Source organism: Pseudomonas sp. 09C 129 (assembly GCF_002843625.1).
Classification (GTDB): domain Bacteria; phylum Pseudomonadota; class Gammaproteobacteria; order Pseudomonadales; family Pseudomonadaceae; genus Aquipseudomonas; species Aquipseudomonas chlororaphis.
In genome coordinates this window covers 1,101,085-1,124,953 of record NZ_CP025261.1, presented here as the reverse complement: position 1 = coordinate 1,124,953, position 23,869 = coordinate 1,101,085, and the positions used below count along the sequence as shown (strand labels likewise).

21 protein-coding genes are annotated in these 23,869 nt (G+C 63.6%); 8 read left to right on the top strand and 13 right to left on the bottom strand.

Translation table 11 applies throughout. The features are described from left to right. Window position 1 precedes the first annotated feature (1 nt). Both tsaE and CXQ81_RS05220 read right to left on the bottom strand, forming a co-directional pair. Window positions 2-472 (bottom strand): tRNA (adenosine(37)-N6)-threonylcarbamoyltransferase complex ATPase subunit type 1 TsaE, encoded by a 471-nt coding sequence (gene tsaE, locus CXQ81_RS05225; protein WP_101336676.1) that lies wholly within the window; start codon window positions 470-472, stop codon window positions 2-4. Further along, window positions 460-1,320 (bottom strand): NAD(P)H-hydrate dehydratase, encoded by an 861-nt coding sequence (locus CXQ81_RS05220; protein WP_101336675.1) that lies wholly within the window; start codon window positions 1,318-1,320, stop codon window positions 460-462. Before CXQ81_RS05220 ends, tsaE begins: the two co-directional genes overlap by 13 nt. A 63-nt stretch (window positions 1,321-1,383) precedes the next feature. On the opposite strand from CXQ81_RS05220, the gene queG reads away from it, so the two are divergent. Next, entirely contained in the window at window positions 1,384-2,463 is a 1,080-nt protein-coding gene (gene queG, locus CXQ81_RS05215) for a tRNA epoxyqueuosine(34) reductase QueG (RefSeq protein ID WP_007921396.1), read from the top strand. Here queG and CXQ81_RS05210 read toward each other — a convergent pair. Next, on the bottom strand, window positions 2,445-3,059 hold the full coding sequence (locus CXQ81_RS05210; protein ID WP_169915460.1) for a trimeric intracellular cation channel family protein: 615 nt from the start codon (window positions 3,057-3,059) through the stop codon (window positions 2,445-2,447). The genes queG and CXQ81_RS05210 overlap by 19 nt on opposite strands. Before the next feature lie 171 nt (window positions 3,060-3,230). Continuing rightward, window positions 3,231-3,773 (bottom strand): oligoribonuclease, encoded by a 543-nt coding sequence (gene orn / locus CXQ81_RS05205; RefSeq protein WP_007921399.1) that lies wholly within the window; start codon window positions 3,771-3,773, stop codon window positions 3,231-3,233. Window positions 3,774-3,880: 107 nt separating this feature from the next. On the opposite strand from orn, the gene rsgA reads away from it, so the two are divergent. Then, window positions 3,881-4,912 carry a small ribosomal subunit biogenesis GTPase RsgA gene (gene rsgA / locus CXQ81_RS05200; RefSeq protein WP_053259419.1) on the top strand — a complete coding sequence of 344 codons (1,032 nt, stop codon included), beginning with the start codon at window positions 3,881-3,883 and terminating at the stop codon, window positions 4,910-4,912. 87 nt (window positions 4,913-4,999) lie between these two features. Here rsgA and motB read toward each other — a convergent pair whose 3' ends face one another. Next, the gene (gene motB, locus CXQ81_RS05195; protein ID WP_053259418.1) at window positions 5,000-6,040 is read right to left on the bottom strand and encodes a flagellar motor protein MotB; all 1,041 of its coding nucleotides are present in this window, start codon (window positions 6,038-6,040) and stop codon (window positions 5,000-5,002) included. Between the two features lie 3 nt (window positions 6,041-6,043). Continuing rightward, entirely contained in the window at window positions 6,044-6,895 is an 852-nt protein-coding gene (gene motA, locus CXQ81_RS05190) for a flagellar motor stator protein MotA (protein WP_007921402.1), read from the bottom strand. 166 nt (window positions 6,896-7,061) lie between these two features. Here motA and CXQ81_RS05185 point away from each other — a divergent pair, with 166 nt between their 5' ends. From CXQ81_RS05185 to asd, 3 genes are read left to right on the top strand one after another with little or no spacing between them, the layout of a single operon-like run. Beyond that, complete coding sequence (locus tag CXQ81_RS05185; RefSeq protein WP_101336674.1) at window positions 7,062-8,600, top strand: HDOD domain-containing protein; 1,539 nt, start codon at window positions 7,062-7,064, stop codon at window positions 8,598-8,600. 43 nt (window positions 8,601-8,643) lie between these two features. Beyond that, window positions 8,644-9,459: a thiosulfate sulfurtransferase gene (gene rhdA / locus CXQ81_RS05180; RefSeq protein WP_101336673.1), complete on the top strand. Its 816-nt coding sequence runs from the start codon at window positions 8,644-8,646 to the stop codon at window positions 9,457-9,459. 17 nt (window positions 9,460-9,476) lie between these two features. Continuing rightward, window positions 9,477-10,337, top strand: coding sequence for an archaetidylserine decarboxylase (asd, locus tag CXQ81_RS05175; RefSeq protein ID WP_007921406.1), 861 nt, complete (start codon window positions 9,477-9,479; stop codon window positions 10,335-10,337). 148 nt (window positions 10,338-10,485) lie between these two features. On the opposite strand, the gene CXQ81_RS05170 is transcribed toward asd, so the two are convergent. Further along, the gene (locus tag CXQ81_RS05170; RefSeq protein ID WP_101336672.1) at window positions 10,486-11,439 is read right to left on the bottom strand and encodes a LysR family transcriptional regulator; all 954 of its coding nucleotides are present in this window, start codon (window positions 11,437-11,439) and stop codon (window positions 10,486-10,488) included. 126 nt (window positions 11,440-11,565) lie between these two features. Between CXQ81_RS05170 and CXQ81_RS05165 the strand changes: the two genes are divergently transcribed. Beyond that, complete coding sequence (locus CXQ81_RS05165) at window positions 11,566-12,741, top strand: M20 aminoacylase family protein (RefSeq protein WP_101336671.1); 1,176 nt, start codon at window positions 11,566-11,568, stop codon at window positions 12,739-12,741. A gap of 17 nt (window positions 12,742-12,758) precedes the next feature. After that, window positions 12,759-14,069 (top strand): MFS transporter, encoded by a 1,311-nt coding sequence (locus CXQ81_RS05160; protein ID WP_007921410.1) that lies wholly within the window; start codon window positions 12,759-12,761, stop codon window positions 14,067-14,069. 90 nt (window positions 14,070-14,159) lie between these two features. Here CXQ81_RS05160 and serB read toward each other — a convergent pair whose 3' ends face one another. Continuing rightward, window positions 14,160-15,374, bottom strand: coding sequence for a phosphoserine phosphatase SerB (gene serB, locus CXQ81_RS05155; protein ID WP_101336670.1), 1,215 nt, complete (start codon window positions 15,372-15,374; stop codon window positions 14,160-14,162). 134 nt (window positions 15,375-15,508) lie between these two features. Here serB and CXQ81_RS05150 point away from each other — a divergent pair, with 134 nt between their 5' ends. Then, window positions 15,509-17,053, top strand: coding sequence for an AhpA/YtjB family protein (locus CXQ81_RS05150; RefSeq protein WP_101336669.1), 1,545 nt, complete (start codon window positions 15,509-15,511; stop codon window positions 17,051-17,053). A gap of 207 nt (window positions 17,054-17,260) precedes the next feature. On the opposite strand, the gene CXQ81_RS05145 is transcribed toward CXQ81_RS05150, so the two are convergent. The 5 genes from CXQ81_RS05145 to parE form a co-directional block, all read right to left on the bottom strand. Beyond that, window positions 17,261-17,974, bottom strand: coding sequence for a membrane integrity-associated transporter subunit PqiC (locus CXQ81_RS05145; RefSeq protein WP_007921414.1), 714 nt, complete (start codon window positions 17,972-17,974; stop codon window positions 17,261-17,263). Between the two features lie 179 nt (window positions 17,975-18,153). Continuing rightward, window positions 18,154-20,412 carry a DNA topoisomerase IV subunit A gene (parC, locus tag CXQ81_RS05140; RefSeq protein ID WP_009041892.1) on the bottom strand — a complete coding sequence of 753 codons (2,259 nt, stop codon included), beginning with the start codon at window positions 20,410-20,412 and terminating at the stop codon, window positions 18,154-18,156. Between the two features lie 10 nt (window positions 20,413-20,422). After that, window positions 20,423-20,944, bottom strand: a complete 522-nt coding sequence (locus CXQ81_RS05135) for a TIGR02281 family clan AA aspartic protease (RefSeq protein WP_101336668.1) — start codon at window positions 20,942-20,944, stop codon at window positions 20,423-20,425. Continuing rightward, entirely contained in the window at window positions 20,941-21,924 is a 984-nt protein-coding gene (locus CXQ81_RS05130; RefSeq protein ID WP_101336667.1) for an esterase-like activity of phytase family protein, read from the bottom strand. Before CXQ81_RS05130 ends, CXQ81_RS05135 begins: the two co-directional genes overlap by 4 nt. Continuing rightward, a complete protein-coding gene (gene parE, locus CXQ81_RS05125) occupies window positions 21,924-23,831 on the bottom strand; it encodes a DNA topoisomerase IV subunit B (RefSeq protein ID WP_101336666.1) in 1,908 nt (635 codons plus the stop codon). Before parE ends, CXQ81_RS05130 begins: the two co-directional genes overlap by 1 nt. Between the last annotated feature and the right edge of the window lie 38 nt (window positions 23,832-23,869).

Sequence of the window (23,869 nt, the reverse complement as noted above, 5' to 3'; positions counted from 1 at the left end):
ATTATTTGAATTCCAACGCCAAAGCGGCACACCAGGCCTCGCCACGCGAGCCTTGCGACAACAAATGCAGGGAACGCCCGCTGTTATGCGGGCTAATGGTAATGGTCAGGTCCGGCTTTGGCAAAAAGCCCGCACCACGCTGGGGCCACTCGATCAGACACAGTGCATCCCCCTCGAGATAATCGCGGATGCCGAGAAACTCCAGCTCTTCCGGATCGACCAGGCGATAAAGATCGAAGTGGAAGACCCGCACATCGCCGATCTCGTAGGGCTCGACCAGGGTAAAGGTCGGGCTTTTCACCGCGCCGGCATGTCCCAGGCCACGGATGAGCCCCCGGGACAATGTGGTTTTCCCCGCCCCCAGATCACCTTCCAGAAAGATCACACCCCCCCCTTGAGTGACCTGCGCCAGGCGCGCGCCAAAGGCGATCATGGCGTCTTCGTCTGCCAGATACAGGGTTATTTCAGACACGATGATTGTTCCTCCAGCAACTGACGAATGACCGGGATCAGATCGCTGGCCGCCAGCCCCCGGCCCAATTTACCTTGATGCTCGCCCGCGACGGCATGCAGCCAGACCGCCAGGCAAGCACTATCGAACGCCGGCATCCCCTGGGCCAGCAGCGCTCCGACCAGACCGGCCAGCACATCCCCCAGGCCCGCCGTGGCCATGGCCGGATGCCCCCGGTCGCAACGGGCCAGGCGGCCATCCGGGCTGGCTACCAGACTTCCGGCGCCCTTCAGGATAGCGACAGCTGTGTATTTTTTGCTCAGTGCCCGCGCGGCGGCCGGGCGATCCGCCTGCACCTGCGCGGTTGAGATTCCCAGCAGCCGTGTGGCCTCCCCCGGGTGCGGGGTGATCACGCTGCCCGACGGCAAGGTCAAACCGCCTTTGGCCAGCAGATTGAGCGCATCGGCATCCCAGACCTGGGGCCGCGGCGCATTGGCGGCGGCAGATAAAAGGCTGCGCCCCCAGGCCGCCTGCCCCAGCCCGGGCCCCGCCACGATGATCGAGGCCTGCTCCAGCAAGCCCATCAGCTGGTTGGCCGAGTCGGTGCCCAGGGCCATGACCTCCGGGACCCGCGCCAGAGCGGCCGCAACGTGCTCGCTGCGGGTCGCCAGAGAAACCATCCCGGCACCGCTGCGCAGGGCGCTCTCGGCGCAGAGCAGCGCCGCGCCGCCAAAACCGCGATCGCCGCCGATCAGCAACAGGTGCCCGAACTGGCCTTTATGGGCACTTGGCGAACGGGCAGCCAGCCGCGGCAGCGTGTTGGGCATCAACGGCTGAATGTCGGGTAAAGGGTGTTTTGTCTGCGGCATGCGTCTTCGGGCTCCGATGTCTGGCAGAATTATACGCACCTCAGCCCCGGTTTCTCTCGCCTCATGCCTGCCATTACCACCGATCTGCCCGCCCTCGCCCAATCGATCAAGGATTGGGGCCGCGAGCTGGGCTTTCAGCAAGTCGGCATCAGCGGCCTGGACCTGGCCGAGCATGAGCAGCACCTGGAGCGCTGGCTCGAGGCGGGCTACCACGGCGAAATGGACTACATGGGCGCCCACGGCAGCAAACGCTCCCATCCGGACGAACTGGTGCCCGGCACCCTGCGCGTGGTGTCCCTGCGCATGGATTACCTGCCCGGCGACACCCAGATGGCGCAGCGCCTGGCCCAGCCGGAAAAGGCCTATGTCTCGCGCTACGCCCTGGGCCGCGACTATCACAAGCTGATCCGCAAGCGCGTGCAGCAACTGGCCGAGCGCATCCAGAAGGAAATCGGCCCGTTCGGCTATCGCGCCTTCGTCGACAGCGCCCCGGTGCTGGAAAAAGCCATCGCCGAACAAGCCGGGCTCGGCTGGATCGGCAAGAACACCCTGGTACTCAACCGCAAGGCCGGCAGCTATTTCTTCCTCAGCGAACTGTTCGTCGACCTGCCCTTGCCGGTGGACGAGCCACACGCCACCGAGCATTGCGGCCGCTGCACGGCATGCCTGGACATCTGCCCGACCAAGGCCTTCGTCGGCCCTTATGTACTGGACGCCCGGCGCTGCATTTCGTACCTGACCATCGAACTGAAAAACGCCATTCCCGAAGACCTGCGCCCGCTGATCGGCAACCGGGTGTTCGGCTGCGACGATTGCCAGATCGTCTGCCCGTGGAACCGCTTCGCCCGCCCTTCCGGCGAAGGCGACTTCAAGCCACGCCACAACCTCGACAATGCCGAGCTGGCCGAACTGTTCATGTGGGACGAGGACAAGTTTCTCAGCAGCACCGAAGGCTCGCCGCTGCGCCGCGCCGGCTATGAGCGCTGGCTACGCAACCTGGCGGTGGGGCTGGGTAACGCACCGTCGAGCATTCCGGTGCTGGAAGCCCTGAAAGCCCGGCGGGATTACCCATCAGAACTGGTGCGCGAACACGTGGAATGGGCGCTGAAGCAGCATGCCAGCCGTCATTGCTCGTCGTTGTAGACGAACTTGGGCATTTCCCAGTGGAAACGGATCGCCAGCAGGCGCAGTAGGAAACCGCCGAACAGAGTGATGAGGATCGACTGCTCGCCGGGCAATTGCAGATAGATGCAGAGCATGTAGCACCAGGCCGCGGCGAACGAGACGCTGGCATACAGTTCGCGACGGAAAATCAGCGGAATATCGTTGCAGAAGATGTCCCGCAGGATGCCGCCGAACACCCCGGTAATCACCCCGCTGACCGATGCCACCACCATGCCGTGGCCCATTTCCAGGGCGGTCATGCAACCGATCAGGGTGAACGCCACCAGCCCCACGGCGTCGAGCACCAGGAACAGCGAACGCAAGTGGCGCATCAAGGGCGCGATGAAGATCGTCACCAGGGCCGCGACCGAGGTCAACACCAGGTACTCAGGGTGCTTGACCCAGGTCAGCGGGTAATGCCCCAGCAGCACGTCACGCACCGAACCGCCACCCAGGGCCGTGACGCAGGCGATCAACACCACCCCGAACCAGTCCATGCCGCGACGACCGGCGGACAAGGCGCCAGTCATGGCTTCGGCGGTAATGGCAATCAGGTAAAGCATCAGCAGCATGATGGCGGTCCTTACAGGAAGGCGCGCAGTCTACTCAGTTGCTGCCGGCACCAAAAGGGGGCGCCGGCTGGAATTGCTGGAGCCCCCGGAGCGATCTATCGCGAGCAAGCCTTGCGCGAACCCGTAGGAGCGAGGCTTGCCCGCGATGGCGTCAGAACAGACGCCAGCGCACCATCAGAGCTTGATGAAGTGCTTGCGGTAATGCTGCAACTCGGCGATCGACTCGCGGATGTCGTCCAGGGCCAGGTGGGTGCTGCCTTTCTTGAAGCTGTCGCGCACGTCCGGCGCCCAGCGGGCCGCCAGTTCCTTGAGAGTGGAAACGTCAAGGTTGCGGTAGTGGAAGTAGCTTTCCAGTGCCTTCATATGGCGGTACAGGAAGCGGCGATCCTGGCAGATGCTGTTGCCACAGATCGGCGACTTGCCCTTGGGCACCCACTGCTCCAGGAAGGCGATGGTCTGCGCTTCCGCTTCAGCCATGCTGATGCGGCTTTCACGCACGCGCTGGGTCAGCCCCGAACCGCCATGCTGGCGGGTGTTCCACTCATCCATGCCGGCGAGAATTTCATCGCTCTGGTGGATGGCGATGACCGGACCTTCAGCCAAGGTATTGAGATTGCTATCGGTGACGATGGTCGCCATCTCGATGATGACGTCGGTATCAGGGTTCAGACCGGTCATTTCCAGATCGATCCAGATCAGATTCTGCGGGTTTTGCATGTGTGGGCTCCTCGGCGTAGTTGCGCAGTTTAGCCTAGAGGGACCTGCCGGCGTGCTAAACTCGCGGCCGTTTTACCTAACCGCCGCATTATCGACACGGAACACCAATGGCCAAACGCCAGCTCAATCGTCGCCAAAACTGGCGCATCGAAAAGATTCAAGGCGAACGCGCCGCCCGCGCCGCCAAACGTGAATCCTCTGCCGTCGAAGCACTGGAAGGCGGCGATCTCGGCCCCGAACAGACCGGCCTGGTGATCGCCCACTTCGGTGTGCAGGTCGAGGTCGAGGCGCGCGAGGGCGAACTGGCCGGCCAGGTGTTCCGCTGCCACTTGCGCGCCAACCTGCCGGCGCTGGTGACCGGCGATCAGGTGGTCTGGCGTCCGGGCAACCAGGGCATCGGTGTGATCGTCGCGCAACTGCCGCGCCACACCGAGCTGTGCCGTCCCGACAGCCGCGGCCAGCTCAAGCCGGTGGCCGCCAACGTCGACATGATCGTGATCGTCTTCGCCCCGCTGCCCGAACCCCATGCCAACCTGATCGACCGCTACCTGGTCGCCGCCGAACATGCCGGTATCCGCCCGCTGCTGTTGCTCAACAAGTTCGACCTGATCGACGAGCAGAATGCCCCCGCCCTGAACGCCTTGCTGGCGGTCTACCGGCAACTGGGCTATCCGGTGCTGGAAGTCTCGGCGCACCACGGCAATGGCATGGAACAGTTGCAAGCACAGCTGGACGGACGGATCAGCGTGTTCGTCGGCCAGTCGGGCGTGGGCAAGTCGTCGCTGGTGAACAGCCTGCTGCCGGAAGTCGAAACCCGCGTCGGGCCTTTGTCGGAGCTGTCCGGCCAGGGCACCCACACCACCACCACCGCGCGCCTGTTCCACTTCCCGGGCGGTGGCGAACTGATCGACTCCCCGGGGATTCGCGAATTCGGCCTGGGCCACGTCAGCCGCGCCGATGTCGAAGCGGGCTTCATCGAGTTCAACGACCTGCTGGGCACCTGCCGTTTCCGCGACTGCAAGCATGACCGCGAACCGGGCTGCGCCCTGCTCAAGGCCCTGGAAGACGGCCGGATCCAGCAGCAGCGGATGAACAGCTATCGCTCGATCATCGCCAGCCTGCCGGACAGCAGCTATTAATAGGTAGCCCCCACGCAGAAACAAAAAAGGCCGCGATGATCGCGGCCTTTTTCATGGGCCCTCTTTTATAGGGCCTGTTGCCAGCGGTTACTGCGCGGCTGGAGGCGTAGCGGCGGGTGCAGCCGGGCCTTCGGTCTTCGGCGCTGCGTCATCGAAGATATTCAGGCGCTCGCGCAGCTCATGGGCCGGCAGCGGCTCCTGCTCCGGCGGCAAGGCGTTCGGGTCGACCGGCACTTCGCCTGGGGCGCCCTGGCCCTGGGTCGGTGCCGGGGCCTCGGGAGCGACTTCGCCTTCGATCGCGCGCTGGGCCTTTTTGGTCAGCACCACGATGTCGATACGCCGGTTGATCGGGTTGAACGGGTCCTTACGATCGAACAGCGACGACGAGGCATACCCCACTACGCGAGCCACCTGGCCGTCCGGATAACTGCCCGCCACCAGCGCCCGACGCGCGGCGTTGGCACGGTTGGCCGAAAGCTCCCAGTTGCCGAAATCGCCGGTGCCCGAGTAAGGCTTGGCATCGGTGTGACCGCTGATGCTGATCTTGTTCGGCACTGCCTTGATGGTGTCGGCCATGGCCAGCAGGATGTCCTCGAAGTACGGCTTCAGGCGCGCACTGCCGGAGTCGAACATCGGCCGGTTTTCCGAATCGATGATCTGGATACGCAGGCCGTCCGGAGTGATCTCGAACAGGATCTGGTCCTTGAACTTCTGCAATTGCGGGTTTTCTTCGACCTTGTTCTGCAGCTCTTGAAGCAACAGTTCCAGACGCTCTCTTTCCACCTGCTCGGCCATGCTCTCGACCTGATCGGTGTCGACCGTGACCTTGTCCGGCTGCGGCTGCGACTTGATCTCGGGGTTGAGCGTGTTTTCCGGCGCCAGCTCGGGAGAACCGCCCAGGTCGATGATGTAGGGCGTGCCGCTTTCCGAGAAGCCGATCGGGTCCTTGAAGTAACCGGCGATGGCGATCTTCTGTTCCGGGGTGGCAGTGGACAGCAGCCACAGCACCAGGAAGAACGCCATCATCGCCGTGGCGAAGTCGGCGAAGGCGATCTTCCATGCCCCGCCGTGATGCCCGCCGGCAAAGCGCTTGACGCGCTTGATGATAATCGGCTGATTGTTTTCCATGGCTTAGCGACCGCGAACCGCTTGTTCCAGCTCGGCGAAGCTCGGACGGTGCGCCGGGTACAGGACCTTGCGCCCGAACTCCACGGCCAGCGAGGGCGGCATGCCGGAAGCCGAGGCCACCAGGGAGGCCTTGATGGCTTCGTAGACGTTCAGCTCTTCCTTGGCGTCATGCGCCAGGGAATGGGCCAGCGGGCCGAAGAAGCCATAGGCCGCGAGAATACCGAAGAAAGTACCGACCAGCGCCGCACCTACGTGCAGGCCGATGGACTTCTGGTCGCCATCGCCCAGGGACGCCATGGTCACCACGATACCCAGTACCGCCGCAACGATACCGAAACCCGGCATGCCGTCGGCGATGCCGTTGACCGCATGGGACGGATGTTCGAGGTCTTCCTTGAGGCTGAACAGCTCCATGTCGAACAGGCCTTCCAGCTCGTGGGGAGCCATGTTGCCGGAGGACATGATGCGCAGGTAGTCACAGATGAACGCGGTCATGCGCTCGTCTTTGAGCACGGATGGGTACTTGGCGAAAATCGGGCTGGCGGCGGCGTCTTCGATATCGCCCTCGATCGCCATCATGCCTTCGCGGCGGCTCTTGTTGAGGATCTCGTAGATCAGGCCCAGCACTTCCAGGTAGAAGGTCTGGGAAAAACGCGAACCGAACATCCCCAAGGACTTCTTGAGCACGTGCATGGTCATGTAGCCGGGGTTCGCCTGCAGGAACGCCCCCAGCGCGGCGCCGCCGATAATCAAGACCTCGAAAGGCTGGATCAGGGCGGCAATCTTGCCGTGAGAAAGCACGTATCCGCCGAGCACGCTCGCGAACACGACGATGATGCCGATAATTTTAGCCATAGGTAGGAAGGTACTTACTGAGTCGGGTTCAAGGTCATATTCGGAAGTTCTTAAAACTCTTCTTCTACTTATCGGCAAAACTGCGCCAGACTATAGGCCGTTAAGGCGAAAAGCCAGTTTGGCCCGCTCTGGGCGTGTTTACAGCAGACGATGATTGCGCCCAGCCATGTCTAATGAAACGACAGTCCCAACTACCGCCCCCCACTCCCTCGAATCCTGGATAAAGCTGCTTGACGCGGTCCGCCTGCCGGTGCCGCAGGCCAGCCATGACCGGGTCTGCAAAGCCATCAGGGACAATCGCAGCTCATTGCGCGACATTGCCGACCTGATGCAGGACAGCCCCGCGCTGGCCTTGAGCGTGATTCGCGAAGCCAATCGCCACACCCACGGCAGCATGAGCGAGCCGGCCGAGAACCTCGAGGTCGCCCTCAACCGCCTGGGCCTGGCGCGTACCGAAGAATTGCTCGCCCGCCTGCCCGCGCAGCCCGAGCAGGAGATCCCGGTCGGGCTGCGCCAGTTGCAACTGATCAGCCAGCACGCGACCCAACAGGCCAACGGCTTTTTCGCCGGTCGCCTGGCCAGGCTCTGGCAGGACATTCACTGGGGCAGCCTGCTGTTTCTCTCGCCGCTGTGGTCCTTGGCGCTGGCCTATCCAAAACTGCTCGAAGAGTGGGAGCTGCGTGTCGTCCATAAAGCCGAACCGGCCCAGGAGGTCGAGCAGGAACTGTTCGGCGTCGGCCTGCTTCAGTTGGGCCAGGCCCTGGTGGAGGTCTGGCACTTGCCGATCTGGGTACAGCAAGGCTACCGCCTGCTGATCGACGAGCAGGACCAATTGGTCAAGGCCCTGCATATCGCCCGGGACAACGCCCACCCGTTGCACCAGCGACAATGCCTGGATGCCGATCCGGCCCTGCAGCGCTGGCTGAACCAGCCGGCCAACAGTGTGCTGCTGGCCAACGCCCTGGCCCTGTCGGCGCAAGAGTCCTGGAACGGCCCGCACTGCATGCGCTGGCAATACCTGACCAGCCTGTACCTGCAGATGCCGATGGACGAACTGCAACAACAGTTGCACCAGCAAGCCACGCAGAGTGCCCGGCATCACCGCATGCCCGATCTGTGGCATCCGGCCGAGGCGCTGCTCTGGCCCTGGGAGGCCCGGCGCGTGCATCGCGGCGAGCTCCCGGTTCCCGCACCGACCGCAGAAGATCTGGCCAAGTGGCGCAAGCAATGCGGCGAATTGCTGGTGGAACCCAGCCGCTTCAGCAATGCCATGCACCTGACCACCTTTGCCCGCGACGCCCTGGTGGCGTGCGGCATGCGCCGGGTGATGCTGCTGATGGTCGACCGCACGCGGACCCAGTTGCGCGTGCATCAGATCGCCGGGCTGCCTGCGCCCGCCATGAACCTGGCATTGACGATCAACCAGAGCAGCGTATTGCAAAGGCTGCTGGACGCTCCGGCGCAAGTGCGCCTGACGCCGACCAACAACGCCCAGTTCTCCGCCCGTCTGCCCGCCAGCCTGCGCACGCTGTTTCGTGGCGAGCACCTGCTGATGCGCTCGGTGCCCAGCAATGGCCGGGTAATCATGCTGATCATCGCCGACCAGGGCGGCCAACCCTTCTCGGAAATCTCCGTACAGGCGTTCGGCAAGACCGCGCAGTGCATCGAAAAGGCCCTGCACAGCTTTACCAACCGCAGCCGCTGACGCTTGCGCTACAATCCCTCCCTTTGTGCCCTGGAGACCTCACATGCCTGACTTCTCTGGCTTGCCGCTGGTGATCGAGCCGAGCGACCTGTTCCCTCGCCTCGACGCCCGCGAACTGATTCTGGTGGACCTGACCAGCGCCGCCCGCTATGCCGCGGGCCATATCCCCGGCGCGCACTTCGTCGACCCCAAGCGTACCCAGCTCGGTCAGGCACCGGCGCCAGGGCTGATGCCGCCACAGGCAGCCCTTGAGGCCCTGTTCGGCGAACTAGGGCATAACCCGGACGCGGTCTACGTGGTCTATGACGACGAAGGCGGCGGCTGGGCCGGGCGCTTCATCTGGCTGCTGGATGTCATCGGCCACTCCCGTTACCACTACCTGGACGGCGGGCTGCTGGCCTGGCTGGCCGACGGCCTGCCGGTCTCGAATGAAGTCCCGGCGGCCGTCGGCGGCCCTGTCGCCCTGACCCTGCACGACGAACCGACCGCCACCCGCGAATACCTGCAAAGTCGTCTTGGCGCGGCCGACCTGGCGATCTGGGATGCCCGCGGCCCCCTGGAGTACTCGGGAGAGAAAGTCCTCGCCGCCAAGGGTGGGCACATTCCCGGTGCGATCAACTTCGAGTGGACGGCGGGCATGGACCCGGCGCGCAACCTGCGGATCCGCAGCGACATGCCGCAGATCCTCGAACAGCTCGGCATCAGCAAAGACAAAGAAGTGATCACCCACTGCCAGACTCACCATCGCTCTGGCTTCACCTATCTGGTGGCCAAGGCGCTCGGTTATCCGCGAGTCAAAGGCTATGCCGGTTCCTGGGGCGAATGGGGCAACCACCCTGACACGCCCGTAGAGATTTAAGGTTTTAAGGACAGTTAATGAAAAAGCGTTTGTTTATCCTCAGCCAGTACCTGCTGCCTCACCACCTGCTGTCGCGCCTGGCCGGCTGCATTGCCGAGTGCCGCGTGCGCTGGTTCAAGAATGCCTTCACCGCCTGGTTCGCCAAGCGTTATCAGGTGGACATGTCCCAAGCGCTGGTGGAAGACCTGACCGCCTATGAGCACTTCAACGCCTTCTTCACCCGCGCGTTGAAAGACGGTGCCCGCCCGCTGGACCAGACCCCGGGCGCGATCCTCAGCCCGGCTGACGGCGCGGTCAGCCAGCTTGGCCCGATCGAGCACGGTCGGGTATTCCAGGCCAAGGGTCACAGCTTCAGCGTGCTGGAACTGCTGGGTGGCGACTCGGCCCTGGCAGCCCCGTTCATGGGCGGCGATTTCGCCACCATCTACCTGTCGCCGAAGGACTACCACCGCGTGCACATGCCGCTGGCCGGCACCCTGCGGGAAATGGTCTACGTGCCGGGACGGATCTTCTCGGTCAACCAGACCACCGCGGAAAACGTGCCGGAGCTGTTCGCCCGCAACGAGCGTGTGGTATGCGTTTTCGATACCGAGCGCGGCCCGATGGCCGTGGTCCTGGTCGGCGCGATGATCGTGGCCTCGATCGAAACCGTCTGGGCCGGCCTGGTGACTCCGCCCAAGCGCGAACTGAAGACCGTGCGCTACGACGAAGCCGCCCGCGCGCCGATCCACCTGGAAAAGGGCGCCGAATTGGGCCGCTTCAAGCTGGGTTCCACCGCGATCGTGCTGTTCGGGCCGGAGCAAGTGCAGTGGGCCGAAGAACTGGCGGCCGGCTCGCCGGTCCAGATGGGCCAGAGCCTGACGTCGGCAAACGCCTGAGGCGGTTGACTGCGCAATGAAGAGCGAACAGCTCCAGGCGCGATGAAGCCCCGCCAGTTCGGGGGAGTGTCCGAAGAATGCCGCCGGTCTTTCGACAGGCGGCTTTTTTTGCCCGTCGCAGGCTCCCGACGCAGTACCACTGGGGCCACTAGAACAACAAGCTCAGCATCTCGCTCAGGGCACGATCCGTCGGGTGCGACGAACGGCTTTTCTGCTTCAGGCTCTGTTGCAGGCAGTCGATAAAACACATCGCGGCATAACTGTGGGTATGCCCCTGATGACTGATGATGCCCATGGCCTGCCTATCCATCTCCTCGCGCAGCGCCAAGGCTTGCACATGGGGCTGGAAGCCATGGCACAGCAACAATGGCTCCGGGCCGAAGCTCAACATGCCGGCTTGCAGCACCATGCTCGACAGCAGGGTCATCGAATGGGCACAGATCAATCGCTCGGGACCGATGCCCAATCCATGCCGACCGAACAACGAGTGCATCACCTGCTCATAAGTGACCGGGCTGTAGTTGACCACCCATTCCTGCTCCAGCAACTCCTCCAGGGAACTGGCCCGCAACGCCGGATGGCCATGGCGGGCGAAGACCCGACAAGGGTGGGTCAACAACGGCTGGCAATGGAACTCCTGGGCGGAAATGCTGCTGAACAGCGGGCCGATGGCGAAGTCCATTTGACCATCCCGTAGCAGGGGCAAGGCTACCGCCAGCAATCCCTCGAACAATTCCAGGCGAATCTCCGGCATGCGCTGGCGAAACAACCCCACCACATCCGGCAACAGCGTTTCAGCCAGCCAGGGCGTGACCCCGACGCAGAGGCGGGCCGCGTGCTGGCCGCGCAAAGCGGCCAGTTCATCCTCGGCTCGCTCCAGTTGCCTGAGCACCTGCCGGGCATGCTTGAGCAGTACCCGTCCGGCATCGTTCAGCCGCGTACCGCCGGCATGGCGTTGTAGCAAGGGCAACTGCTGTTCGGCCTCCAGTTCGCGCAAGGTCTTGCTGACCGCGGCTTGCGACAGGGCCAGCGCCTTGGCAGCGGCGCGGATGCTGCCGTGCTCCGCCATGGCGATCAATGCCTGCAACTGATGGATCTTCATTGTTCCTCTCCCACCATCAACCAGAAGTGCTACTGACAACTTTTTTGCGCCTTCCCGGTGTTCTGGGTTGCTTCTAGTATCCCCAGGCCTAGGTCATAACCCCAACAATAAAAAGGAGACATCGCCATGGGCGCGTCCACCATCTTGCCCGGTATCCGTGAAATCACCCCATCCATGATCGCCCTGCGCCATGAGATCCATGCCCATCCCGAATTGGGATTCGAAGAGTTCGAGACCCGCGCCCAGGTGATTCGCTGCCTGCAGAATTGGGGCTACGACATTCACGAAGGGCTGGGGGAAACCGGCGTGGTCGGCACACTCCGCAATGGAGAAGGGCCCGCTATCGGCCTGCGCGCCGACATGGATGCCCTGCCGATCCAGGAAACCACCGGCCTGCCCTGGGCCAGCCGGGTCGAGGGCAAGATGCACGCCTGCGGCCACGACGGCCATACCGCCATGCTGCTGGCCGCGGCCTGGGACCTGGCCAAGCGCCGGCCTTTTCGTGGCACCCTGCACCTGTTCTTTCAGCCGGCCGAAGAAGGTCATGGCGGCTCCGGGGCCAAGCGCATGCTGGATGATGGCCTGTTCGATCTGTTCCCCTGCCAGGCGATTTTCGCCATGCACAATATGCCGGGGGTGCCCCTGGGCAAGCTGGGCTTCCTGCCTGGGCCATTCATGGCCTCCACCGATACCGCCACCATCCGCATCCAGGCCACCGGCGGCCACGGTGCGATGCCGCACAAGGCCGTGGACCCGATCGTGGTCTGTGCCTCCCTGGTGATGGCCCTGCAAAGCATTGTGTCGCGCAACGTGCCCCCACTGGAGACGGCCGTAATCACTGTGGGGGCGATCATGGCCGGCGAGGCCCCCAACGTGATTCCGGAAACCGCGCAAATGCGCCTGAGCATACGCGCCTTGTGCCCGGACATCCGCGAGCTGTTGCGTCAACGCATCGTGGCCCTGGCCGAGGCCCAGGCCGCGGGATTTGGCGCCCGTGCCGAGGTGGATTACGAGTATGGCTATCCGCTGCTGGTCAATGACGTCGCGGCGACCCGGCTGGCCGAGGCAGTGGCGCGAGACTGGCTCGGGGAGGAAGGGTTGGCGACGAACATGCAGCCGCTGACCGGCAGCGAGGACTTCGCCTTCTGGTTGGAGCAGGTACCAGGCTGCTACCTGATTATCGGCAATGGCGACGGCGAAGGCGGCTGCATGGTGCATAACCCAGGTTATGACTTCAACGACCAGGCCCTGCCGATCGGGGCAAGTTACTGGGTCAAGCTGGTGGAACGCTATCTGGCCTGACTCCGGGAGCACTTGCCATGACCACTTTACAGAAAGCGCCGGTGCTCAATGCGTCGGCTCCCAGTCGGCGCGCAATTATCGCCATCACACTGGGCAACGCCCTGGAGTTCTACGACTTCATCGTCTACAGCGCCCTGGCCACCTTGATGGGGCGCCTGTTCTTTCCATTTACCGATGAACCCTTGTTGCAATTGATGCTGTCGCTGGCGGTATTTGGCACCGGTTTTATCAGCCGGCCCATCGGCGGCATCCTGATTGGCCTGTATGCCGACCGTCGAGGCCGCAAACCGGCGTTGCGACTAAGCCTTTGGCTGATGGCCATTGGTTCGCTGCTGTTAGTGATCGCCCCCACTTACGCCCAGGCCGGCCTGCTGGGCCCGCTGCTGGTGCTGCTGGCGCGCCTGGTGCAAGGCTTTGCCGTGGGTGGCCAGGTCGGTGCGGCCACCTCCATGCTGATGGAGTACGCCAACGACCGAACACGCGGCTATTACTGTAGCTGGCAGCTGTTGAGCCAGGGCCTGGGGGTACTCTGCGGCACATTGGTGGTGGCGTTGCTGGGCGCAGTTCTGTCACCGGAAGCCATGGACAGTTGGGGCTGGCGGATGGTGTTCGCGGTCGGCGTGCTGACGATTCCGGTAGGTGAATACATTCGCCACCGGCTGGATGAAACTGCCGCCGTTAGCACCAGCTCGCCCCAAGGTGAGCCTGCGCCAGACCAGGAACCGGCGGGGCCGTTGCTGCGCCAGCACTCGCGGCAGATTATCGCCGGAGTGTTAGTGGCGGTGGGAGCAACGGCACCGACCTTTATCATTAGCCACTACCTGGCCAACCACGCCGTGACCTTGCTCGGCATGCCCCTGTCGGTGGCGATCTGGGCGGCCTCGGCGTCGGCACTGCTGACGGTGCTGCTGTCGGTCCCGGCGGGGCGATTGAGCGATCGGATCGGCCGGCGCCGATCGATCCTGCTGCCGCGGCTGGCGTTGCTGGCGCTGATCTACCCTGGCTTCCTGCTGCTGCATGCCATGCCCGGCTTGCCAATGCTGCTATTGGTAGTCAGCCTGCTGAGCGTGCCTTTGGTATATACCTCGGTACCCTCCCTTGCAGTGTTGCCGGAGCTGTTTCCACGCCGCATCCGTGCCAGCGGCATGTCCATCGTCTATTGCCTGGGAGTCATGGTGTTCGGCGGTTTTGCGCAGTTCTTCGCCTCTGGCCTGATCAAGCTCACGGGCGACCCCAGCTCGCCGGCCTGGTATGTGATGGTCTGCATTCTGTTGTCGCTGATCGGCCTGGCCATGGTGCCGGAAACCGCGGGCAAAGCCTTGGACTAGGCCTCCCGCTGCCGGCCTGGAGAGCATCGGACCGGCAGCGGACTCAGGTTCCGCGGTGCGCAGCCTGGCGACGGCGCACCTCCTACTGGATCAACTTTGGCCGTCGCGATCGCGGAAGCCCAGCAGATACAGCACGCCATCCAGGCCCAGGGTGGAGATCGCCTGCTTGGCCGACTGCTTGACCAGCGGCTTGGCGCGGAAGGCCACGCCCAGGCCGGCAATCGCCAGCATCGGCAGGTCGTTGGCGCCGTCGCCGACCGCGATGGTCTGCTCCAGGCGCAAACCTTCCTTGGCGGCCAGCTCGCGCAGCAGATCGGCCTTGCGCTGGGCGTCGACAATCGGCTCGACCGCGACACCGGTCACCTTGCCGTCGACCACTTCCAGCTCGTTGGCGAATACGTAGTCGATCCCCAGCTTGGCCTGCAATTGCTTGGCGAAATAGGTGAAGCCACCCGAGAGGATCGCAGTCTTGTAGCCCAGGCGCTTGAGCTCGGCGAACAGGGTCTCGGCCCCTTCGGTCAGGCGCAGCGATGCGCCGATGGAGTCCAGCACCTTGATGTCCAGGCCCTGGAGCAAGGCCAGGCGCTCCTTGAAGCTGGCGCGGAAATCCAGCTCGCCGGCCATGGCCCGCTCGGTGATTTCCGCTACGCGGTCACCCACGCCGGCCGCCTTGGCCAGTTCGTCGATGACTTCCGCCTCGATCAGCGTCGAGTCCATGTCGAACACCGCCAGGCGGCGGTTGCGACGGAACAGCGAGTCTTCCTGGAAGGCGATGTCGACGTTCAGCTCTTGGGCGACGCTGAGGAACTCGGCACGCAATGCCTGCGGATCGGCCGCTTCGCCCCGCACGGAGAACTCGATGCAACCCTTGCCCTTGTCGGCCGGGGTGTCCAGCGGCATGCGCCCGGAGAGGCGATCGATGTGGTCGATGTTCAAGCCGTACTTGGCGGTGATCGAACTGACGCGCTGCAACTGCTCGGCCGTGACCTTGCGGGTCAGCAAGGTGACGATATGGCGCTTCTTGCCCTGACCGCGGACCCACTGCTGGTAATCCTCTTCGGAAACCGGCGTGAAACGGACCTGCTGGTCCAGCTCATAGGCGGTGAACAGAATGTCCTTGAGCACCGACGAACTCTGCTCGTTGTCCGGAATTTCAACCAGGATGCCGAACGACAGAGTGTCGTGAATCACCGCCTGACCGATGTCGAGAATGTTCACACCACCCTGGGCCAGAACGCCGGTAATGGCCGCAGTGAGACCCGGACGGTCTTCACCAGTGATGTTTATCAGGACGATTTCGCGCAAGGCGCACCCCCGCAGGTGGAAAAAAACCGCATTCTACCCACTTTCAGTGACCATCGGGCACAGCCAGCGCTTTGCCGGTCTAGGGCCTGTCGCTATACTGCGCCTCAACTTCACGGACAAAAGAGCCGAGCTCAGTGAACCGGCCCACGCCAGTTAAAACCGATAACTTCTTCCTGCTGATCTTCCGTGCACTGCGTCACCGCCGTGTACCGATTGCATTGCGCATTGCCAGCCATAACGTGATCCTGGTCGCCCTGGCCCTGGTGATCTATGCCTGCGTGATGGGCCTGCAGTTCAAGCAGGCCATGCACGAACAGGCCGACGCCCTGGGTCAGAGCCTGACCACCCAGACCGCGACCTCGGCCACCGAGCTGTTGGTGTCCAACGACATCCTCAGCCTCAACGTGCTGCTGAATAACCTGACCAAGAACCCGCTGGTTGCCCATGCGGCGATCTACAGCGTGGACAACCGCATCCTCGCCGAAGCCGGTCAGCGCCCGAAAAGCAGCCTGCTGGGGGAAACCGAAGGCGTCTACCAGACCAAGATCACCTTCCAGGACGTGACCGCGGGCAACCTGCGCATCAGCCTGGACATGGAACAATTCCAGCAGCCGATGACCATCAGCCTGCAGAGCATGGGCATTCTCAGCGCGATCCTGCTGGCTTTGGCCCTGGCCTTGAGCCTGCGCCTGGGACGGCACATCTCCACACCGCTGATGCAACTGCGGGTCTGGCTGCGGGATATCGACGAAAACACCCCGGCCACCCAGCGCCAGGACGAGATTGGCGACCTGGCGCGCCAGCTGCACGCCAGCTTCGCCCCCGAGAAGGTCGAGCCGGAACCCGAACCGCAAGCCGAGACCGACGATACCGACTACGACGACAGCGAAGACGCGGAACCGACCTTCGAGGTGCGCAACCTGCGTGACCCGAGCTTCGATGAAAGCGTTCCCGTAGCCGGGCTCAAGCCCGCGCCACGGCACGTGGTCAGCGCCGAAGAGGACCTGGTCGACGATGAAGACCCGTTCGCCGACCTTCGCGACAGCTCGTCCACCGCGACCGCTGCCAAGCCGATCGTGAAACCCACGGTACCGGCACAGCCGCAGCACAGTGCGGTCCTGGCCGTGCAACTGGGCGCCCAGGAGCAACTGCGCCGCCTGCCCCGCGCCCGCCTGACGGAATTGCTGGAACGTTATCGCGACTGCCTCGACCAGGCCGCCTCGCTGTACCAGAGCGAACTGCACACCCTGAACGACGGCAGCACGCTGATGCTGTTCCACAGCGAAGACAGCGGCGACGACTACCTGACCAATGCCATCTGCTGTGGCGAGTTGCTGCGCGCCCTGGGCCACGCCCTGCAAATCGAAGTGGCCGACAGCGGCATCACCCTGCAGCTGCAACTGGGCCTGACCCTTGGCGAAGAGCTGTTCGGCCTGAGCCAGATCGACCTGCTGCTGACCGAGACCGCCCAGGACGCCCTGGCGCTGTCCCAGCACAGCCGCAACCTGCTGCTGGTCGAGCGCAAGATCAACGATGACGCCCTGATTCGTCAGCGCGCGCGCATCCGTCCGATCGCCAGCCCGGAAGGCGCCTGCTGCGTCGAACGCCTGATGGAGCCCTACCCATCTATGCTGGAACGGCAACTGGCGCGGATGCACGAGACCCGGGCCAAGCTCTAAGCCAGCCGCCCAACAAAAAGCCCGCAGCGATGCGGGCTTTTTTGTGGCTGCGGCACAGTCGTCGCGAGCAAGCCAGTCGCCCCTCTGTAGGAGCGAGCTTGCTCGCGATACTCCATCAAGGGCGCACCATTACCTCAGGCTCAACCTGCCCCCCCCAGAAACGACAAAGCCCGCTGATCAGCGGGCTTTGTCCTGGAACCGCAACACTCAGAAGCGGAACACTTCCATATCCGTGCGGATAGGCGTGGCCATTGGAATCTTCGGCTGCTTCTCCTGCTCGGCCGGCTTTGCCGCCGGCGCAGGCGCCGCCTTGCGGGGTACCTCGGCTACCGTAGGCTGGTTGGCCAGCGGCTTGAGGGCACCCGAGAGCTGCTCGGCCAGGCGTTGCAGCAATACGCCCTGGGCCTGGACCTGGGACGCGGTGGTACCCGCATGCTGCTCCTGCAGATGAACGATACGGTTGTCGCGAACCTGCCCACGGCGATCGATCAGGCGCCATTGCGCATCGAGAACCGCCGGTTGCGAGGCGCCCGAATCCAGGCGAGTGATCGACAGCAAAACCTGCACATCCGGAGTGAAGCCGGTGCTCGCCGGCGCCAGCACTACACGCTGGCTGTCCAGCTGGCCGGCGACCTGACGCAACAACAACTGATCGATATCGGAAGACAGGCTGCCGGCCCAGCGACCGTCGGTCGAAGCCTGCAGGCTGCCGTCGTTCTGACGTTGCAGCAAGGTTTCACGTTGCAGGTAGTCGGCAACCAGTACCGGCCCCAGCAATACGGCCATACCGGCGCTTTGTGCCGGTTGAGCTGGACTTCCGCTGTCCAGCTGATACAGCGACACCGGCTGGTGTACGCTGCAACCCGCCAGGCCAAGAACGCCAGCGAGCAAGAAAACAAGAGGAAGGCGCAGAGCAGTCATCATCCCATCCAGGTGGCGGCCACAAGGCTAGCCACAGTGTAAATACTCAAAATAACCCTGAATAACGCTCAGCCACGCCGGCGCTTGAAAGCGCATATCATCCGTGAATATGCGCCATGACTCCAGTGTTGTAGCGCCGATCTACCGGTTAAATCGCAGATCGGACGCTCTAACCCGCATCAATTGAGAGTTTCTACCAACAACGCATCCACTCGCTGGAAGCCCCGTGGCAGTTTGTTCCCCCGGCGACCGCGCTCGCCCTTGTAATGTTCGAGGTCATCGGCCTTGAGCGACAGGGTACGTTTTCCGGCCTGCAGCACCAGTGTCGCGCCTTCCGGCAGTACCGCGATATCGGTCACGTACTCCTCGCGGCTGGCCACTCGCTCACCCGGAATCCCGATGATCTTGTTGCCCTTGCCTTTGCCCAACTGCGGCAGGTCGCTGATCTTGAACACCAGCAAACGCCCTTCGGTGGTCACCGAAGCCAGCCAGTTCTGTTCACGATCGCTCACCGGCCGCGGCAACAGCACCTTGGCGTTGTTCGGCAGGCTCAACAACGCCTTGCCGGCCTTGTTCTTGGCTTGCAGATCCTCGCCCTTGACCACGAAGCCGTAACCCGCGTCGGAGGCGATCACGTACAGCGCCTCGTCGTCCGGCAGCAGTACGCATTCGAAACTGGCCCCAGGCGGCGGCGTCAGGCGCCCGGTCAGCGGCTCGCCCTGGCCACGGGCCGATGGCAGCGTATGCGCCGCCACCGAATAACTGCGCCCGGTGGAGTCGATAAACACCGCGAACTGGTTGGAGCGCCCGATGGCCGAGGTCTTGAAGCCGTCGCCGGCCTTGTAGGACAGCCCCGTGGCGTCGATATCATGCCCTTTGGCGCAGCGTACCCAACCTTTTTCCGACAGAACGATGGTGACCGGCTCGGTCGGCATCAGCTCATTTTCCGACAGGGCCTTGGCCTCGGCGCGCTCGACGATCGGCGAACGACGGTCGTCGCCGTAGGTTTCGGCGTCCTGCAGCAATTCGGTGCGCACCAGCTTCTTCAGCTTGGCTTCGCTGTTGAGCAGGGCTTGCAGCTTGGCCTGCTCCTTGAGCAGCTCGTCCTGCTCGGCGCGCAGCTTCATCTCTTCCAGCCGCGCCAACTGACGCAGGCGGGTATCGAGGATGTAGTCGGCCTGCACTTCGCTCAGGGCGAAACGCTCGATCAGCTTGGCTCGCGGCTGGTCCTCGGTACGAATGATGTGGATCACTTCATCCAGGTTGAGGTAGGCGATCAGCAAGCCGTCCAACAGGTGCAGGCGGCGCTCGACCTTGTCCAGGCGGAACTGCAGGCGGCGGCGCACCGTCAGTACGCGGAACTCCAGCCACTCCACCAGCAGGGCGCGCAGGTTCTTCAGTTGCGGCTTGCCGTCCAGGCCGATGATGTTGACGTTGACCCGGTAACTGGATTCCAGCTCGGTGGTGGCGAACAGATGCTGCATCAGCTCGTCGGGATCGACCCGGTTGGAACGCGGAATGATCACGATCCGGCATGGGTGCTCGTGGTCCGACTCGTCGCGCAGGTCGGCGACCATCGGCAGCTTCTTGGCCTGCATCTGCGCGGCGATCTGTTCCAGCACCTTGGCGCCGGACACCTGGTGCGGCAGCGCGGTGACGATGATGTCGCCATCCTCAATGCGATAGACGGCACGCATGCGCACCGAACCGCGACCGGTTTCATAGATTTTCAGCAGGTCGGCGCGCGGCGTGATGATTTCCGCCTCGGTCGGATAGTCCGGACCCTGAATGTGCTCGCAGAGCTGCTCGACCGTGGCCTTGGGCTCATCCAGCAGGCGCACGCAAGCGGTGGCGACTTCGCGCAAGTTGTGCGGCGGCACGTCAGTGGCCATGCCCACGGCGATACCAGTGGTGCCGTTGAGCAGGATATTCGGCAAACGTGCCGGCAATACCAGGGGTTCCTGCAGGGTACCGTCGAAGTTCGGCCCCCAGTCCGCGGTACCCTGGCCCAGCTCGCTGAGCAGCACTTCGGAGTAACGCGACAGGCGCGCTTCGGTGTAACGCATGGCGGCGAAGGACTTGGGATCGTCCGGCGCACCCCAGTTACCCTGGCCGTCCACCAGCGTGTAGCGATAGCTGAAAGGCTGCGCCATCAGCACCATGGCTTCGTAGCAGGCCGAGTCGCCGTGGGGGTGGAACTTACCCAGCACGTCACCGACCGTACGGGCGGACTTCTTGTGCTTGGAATCGGCATCCAGCCCCAGCTCACTCATGGCGTAGACGATACGCCGCTGTACCGGTTTCAGGCCGTCGCCGATATGCGGCAAAGCACGGTCCATGATCACGTACATGGAGTAGTTGAGGTAGGCATTTTCGGTGAAGTCAGCCAGCGATCGGCGTTCTACGCCATCCAGGCTGAGATCCAGGGAGTCGCTCATGCGGGCCTCATCAGTTCGTTGTCTGGCGCAGCAGCAAAGTGCCGCCGCGCTGGGTAAATTCAAGTTTTTTCAAAGCGCTCATGCCCAGCAACACCTGCTCGCCACCCAGGCCCGGCGCGACCAGCGCACGGACATCGCGCAGGACGATATCGCCCAGTTGCAGGCGGTCGAGGCGGGTTCGATAACCCTCGCTACGACCGTTGGCGGTACTCAGGGTCACCGGTGCGCCCTTCTCCAGGCCAAGACGCTCGGCCAGCCCGGACGGGATCGACACATCGGTCGCTCCGGTATCGAGCATAAAATTCACCGGCTGGCCGTTGATCTGGCCGCTGGCGACGAAATGCCCCTGGCCGTTGTCGACCAGTTTCACTTCGATGTAACCCTCATGTTGTTGCGAAGTGACGACAGCATTGGGGTTCTCCTGACGCTGTTCCCACTCGCCAAAAAACCGTGTCGCCAGGAACAGGCCGGCGCCCCAGGCCAGCACCAGCAGCACGCGTCCGGCACGTTTGCCCGGTGGCTGCTGGCTCACGGCTTGGCACTCCAACCGCCCTCGGGCGCGGCGAAGCGCCAGACGATCGGGCGTTTTTCACCGTCGGCACGGGCTCCGGTGTTGTTATCCACACCAATCCAGGCGCCGTCGGCATCCACCACCAGGGCCTCGGTCAGGCCATAGGCCTGTGGATAACGCCGGTTTTCCTGCAACGCCTCGGCGGCAAACGACCAGCAACGCTCGACCTTGGCCGTCGACGCATCACGACGACAGACCTGGAACGCATTGCGCTCGAGGGTGAACAACTTGCCCTCGAACAGCGACAGGTCGGCGAAATCCCGGGACACCGCCTTGGCCTTGGGCATCTGCGGCGGCTGCATTTCCAACCCGGCCTCGCTGAGCAGCACACAGCCGCCGTCGCAATCCCAGACACTCTGCTGGCGCTTGATCAACAGCAGCCCGCGGCGCTCGCGCTCGGCGGCCAGCCAGATCCGGTCGCCGGCCGGGTTGACCGCCAGGCCTTCGAACAGGGCATTGAAGTGCAGCAACATACCGCTGGCCCGCGCTTCGCGCACCATGATCGGCGAAATCTTCAGCCAGGCGGCCGAACCCGTCGGCGGCAGCTGCAACACTGCCGCATGGGACTCGCTGACCACATACTTGTTGCCGGCGCTGTCGCAGGTAATGCCCTCGAAATCCAGGTCGCCGCCGCGCACGAACGACGCGACCCAGGTACGCGAGTTCAAGCCCCAGGGCAAACCGCTGTCCGGCACCGGCGGCACATCGATGCGCACGGTCTCGGCCTGCCAGACCCGATCGCTGGTATCGAGCCGATAGATCTGGTCGTCGTCGCGGTCGGAGACCGTCCACAGCGCCTTGCCACACAACGCCAGCCCCGACAGGTTACCGCCACGCATGCCGTCCACCGGATGCTCGGCCAGCAGCCTCAACTCGGGCAAGGGGTCGGCCATCGCCGAGGTTGCCAATAGCAGTAACGCCAGGGCAAAGCCTCTGCGCATCAGGCCAGAACCTCGGCCAGGTTGCCCTTGGACTCCAGCCAGCTCTTGCGATCGCCGGCGCGTTTCTTCGCCAGCAGCATGTCCATCATTTCCGAGGTCGCGGCGAAGTCTTCACCGAGGGTCAACTGCACCAGGCGCCGGGTGTTCGGGTCCATGGTGGTTTCGCGCAGTTGTGGCGGGTTCATTTCACCCAGGCCTTTGAATCGGGTGACCTGCGGCTTGCCACGCTTCTTCTCGGCCACCAGGCGATCGAGAATGCCATCGCGCTCGGCTTCGTCGAGGGCATAGTAGATCTCCTTGCCCAGGTCGATGCGGTATAGCGGCGGCATCGCCACGTAGACGTGACCGGCATCCACCAGCGGACGGAAATGCTGGACGAACAGCGCGCAGAGCAGCGTCGCGATGTGCAAGCCGTCGGAGTCGGCGTCGGCGAGGATGCAGATCTTGCCGTAGCGCAGCTGGCTCATGTCCTCGGCGCCCGGGTCGACCCCGATGGCCACGGCGATGTTGTGCACTTCCTGGCTGGCCAGGACTTCGCTGCCGTCGACTTCCCAGGTGTTGAGGATCTTGCCGCGCAGCGGCAGGATCGCCTGGAATTCCTTGTCCCGCGCCTGCTTGGCCGAACCACCGGCGGAATCACCTTCCACCAGGAACAGCTCGGAACGCATCGGGTCCTGGCCGGCGCAATCCGCCAGCTTGCCTGGCAATGCCGGGCCCTGGGTGATGCGCTTGCGCTCGACCTTCTTGCTGGCCTTGAGGCGACGGCCGGCGTTGCTGATGGCCAGCTCCGCCAGTTGCATGCCCAGTTCCGGGTTGGCGTTGAGCCACAGGCTGAACGCGTCCTTGACCACGCCCGAAACGAAGGCGGCCGCCTCGCGGGACGACAGGCGTTCCTTGGTCTGGCCGGAGAACTGCGCGTCCTGCATCTTCATCGACAGAACGAAGGCGATGCGCTCCCAGACATCTTCCGGTGCCAGCTTCAGGCCACGCGGCAGCAGGTTGCGGAATTCGCAGAACTCGCGCATGGCGTCCAGCAGGCCCTGGCGCAAACCGTTGACGTGGGTACCGCCCTGGGCGGTCGGAATCAGGTTGACGTAGCTTTCCTGCACGCTGTCGCCGCCTTCCGGCAACCACAGCAGGGCCCAGTCCACCGCTTCCTTGTTACCGGCCAGGCTGCCGCAGAAAGGCTCGGCCGGCAGGCGTTCGAATTCGCTGACCGCGTCCACCAGATAGGAGCGCAGGCCGTCTTCGTAATGCCACTCGACCTTCTCGCCGGTGCCTTTGTCTTCGAAGCTGACCAGCAGCCCCGGGCACAACACGGCCTTGGCCTTGAGCACATGCTTGAGGCGGCTGACGGAGAATCTCGGCGAATCGAAGTATTTCGGATCCGGGGCGAAGTACACGCTGGTCCCGGTATTGCGCTTGCCGACGCTGCCGACCACTTCCAGCTCGGTGGCCTTGAAGCCGTCGGCGAAGGTCATCTGGTATTCGTTGCCATCACGCTTGACCCGCACCCGCACCTGGTTCGACAAGGCATTGACCACGGAAATACCCACCCCGTGCAGACCGCCGGAGAACTGGTAGTTCTTGTTGGAAAACTTGCCGCCCGCATGGAGCTTGGTGAGGATCAGCTCGACACCGGACACGCCCTCTTCGGGGTGAATGTCCACTGGCATGCCGCGACCGTCATCGGACACTTCCAGGGAATGGTCGGCATGCAGGATGACCTGGATCGACTTCGCGTGCCCCGCCAGGGCTTCGTCGACACTGTTGTCGATGACTTCCTGGGCGAGGTGGTTCGGCCGGGTGGTGTCGGTGTACATGCCCGGGCGTTTGCGCACCGGGTCGAGGCCCGAGAGGACTTCGATGGCGTCTGCGTTATAAGAGCTAGCGCTGGGAGTGGCCATGGGGTCTCGTCGTTAGTCGTTCAATGAAATAGAAGCGA

Bases quoted from the DNA above. Each gene is read 5' to 3' on its own strand.
- CXQ81_RS05220 (WP_101336675.1), bottom strand. From the start codon at position 1,320: ATGCCGCAGACAAAACACCCTTTACCCGACATTCAGCCGTTGATGCCC.
- queG (WP_007921396.1), top strand. From the start codon at position 1,384: ATGCCTGCCATTACCACCGATCTGCCCGCCCTCGCCCAATCGATCAAG.
- orn (WP_007921399.1), bottom strand. From the start codon at position 3,773: ATGCAAAACCCGCAGAATCTGATCTGGATCGATCTGGAAATGACCGGT.
- rsgA (WP_053259419.1), top strand. From the start codon at position 3,881: ATGGCCAAACGCCAGCTCAATCGTCGCCAAAACTGGCGCATCGAAAAG.
- motB (WP_053259418.1), bottom strand. From the start codon at position 6,040: ATGGAAAACAATCAGCCGATTATCATCAAGCGCGTCAAGCGCTTTGCC.
- motA (WP_007921402.1), bottom strand. From the start codon at position 6,895: ATGGCTAAAATTATCGGCATCATCGTCGTGTTCGCGAGCGTGCTCGGC.
- CXQ81_RS05185 (WP_101336674.1), top strand. From the start codon at position 7,062: ATGTCTAATGAAACGACAGTCCCAACTACCGCCCCCCACTCCCTCGAA.
- rhdA (WP_101336673.1), top strand. From the start codon at position 8,644: ATGCCTGACTTCTCTGGCTTGCCGCTGGTGATCGAGCCGAGCGACCTG.
- asd (WP_007921406.1), top strand. From the start codon at position 9,477: ATGAAAAAGCGTTTGTTTATCCTCAGCCAGTACCTGCTGCCTCACCAC.
- CXQ81_RS05170 (WP_101336672.1), bottom strand. From the start codon at position 11,439: ATGAAGATCCATCAGTTGCAGGCATTGATCGCCATGGCGGAGCACGGC.
- CXQ81_RS05165 (WP_101336671.1), top strand. From the start codon at position 11,566: ATGGGCGCGTCCACCATCTTGCCCGGTATCCGTGAAATCACCCCATCC.
- CXQ81_RS05160 (WP_007921410.1), top strand. From the start codon at position 12,759: ATGACCACTTTACAGAAAGCGCCGGTGCTCAATGCGTCGGCTCCCAGT.
- CXQ81_RS05145 (WP_007921414.1), bottom strand. From the start codon at position 17,974: ATGACTGCTCTGCGCCTTCCTCTTGTTTTCTTGCTCGCTGGCGTTCTT.
- parC (WP_009041892.1), bottom strand. From the start codon at position 20,412: ATGAGCGACTCCCTGGATCTCAGCCTGGATGGCGTAGAACGCCGATCG.
- CXQ81_RS05130 (WP_101336667.1), bottom strand. From the start codon at position 21,924: ATGCGCAGAGGCTTTGCCCTGGCGTTACTGCTATTGGCAACCTCGGCG.
- parE (WP_101336666.1), bottom strand. From the start codon at position 23,831: ATGGCCACTCCCAGCGCTAGCTCTTATAACGCAGACGCCATCGAAGTC.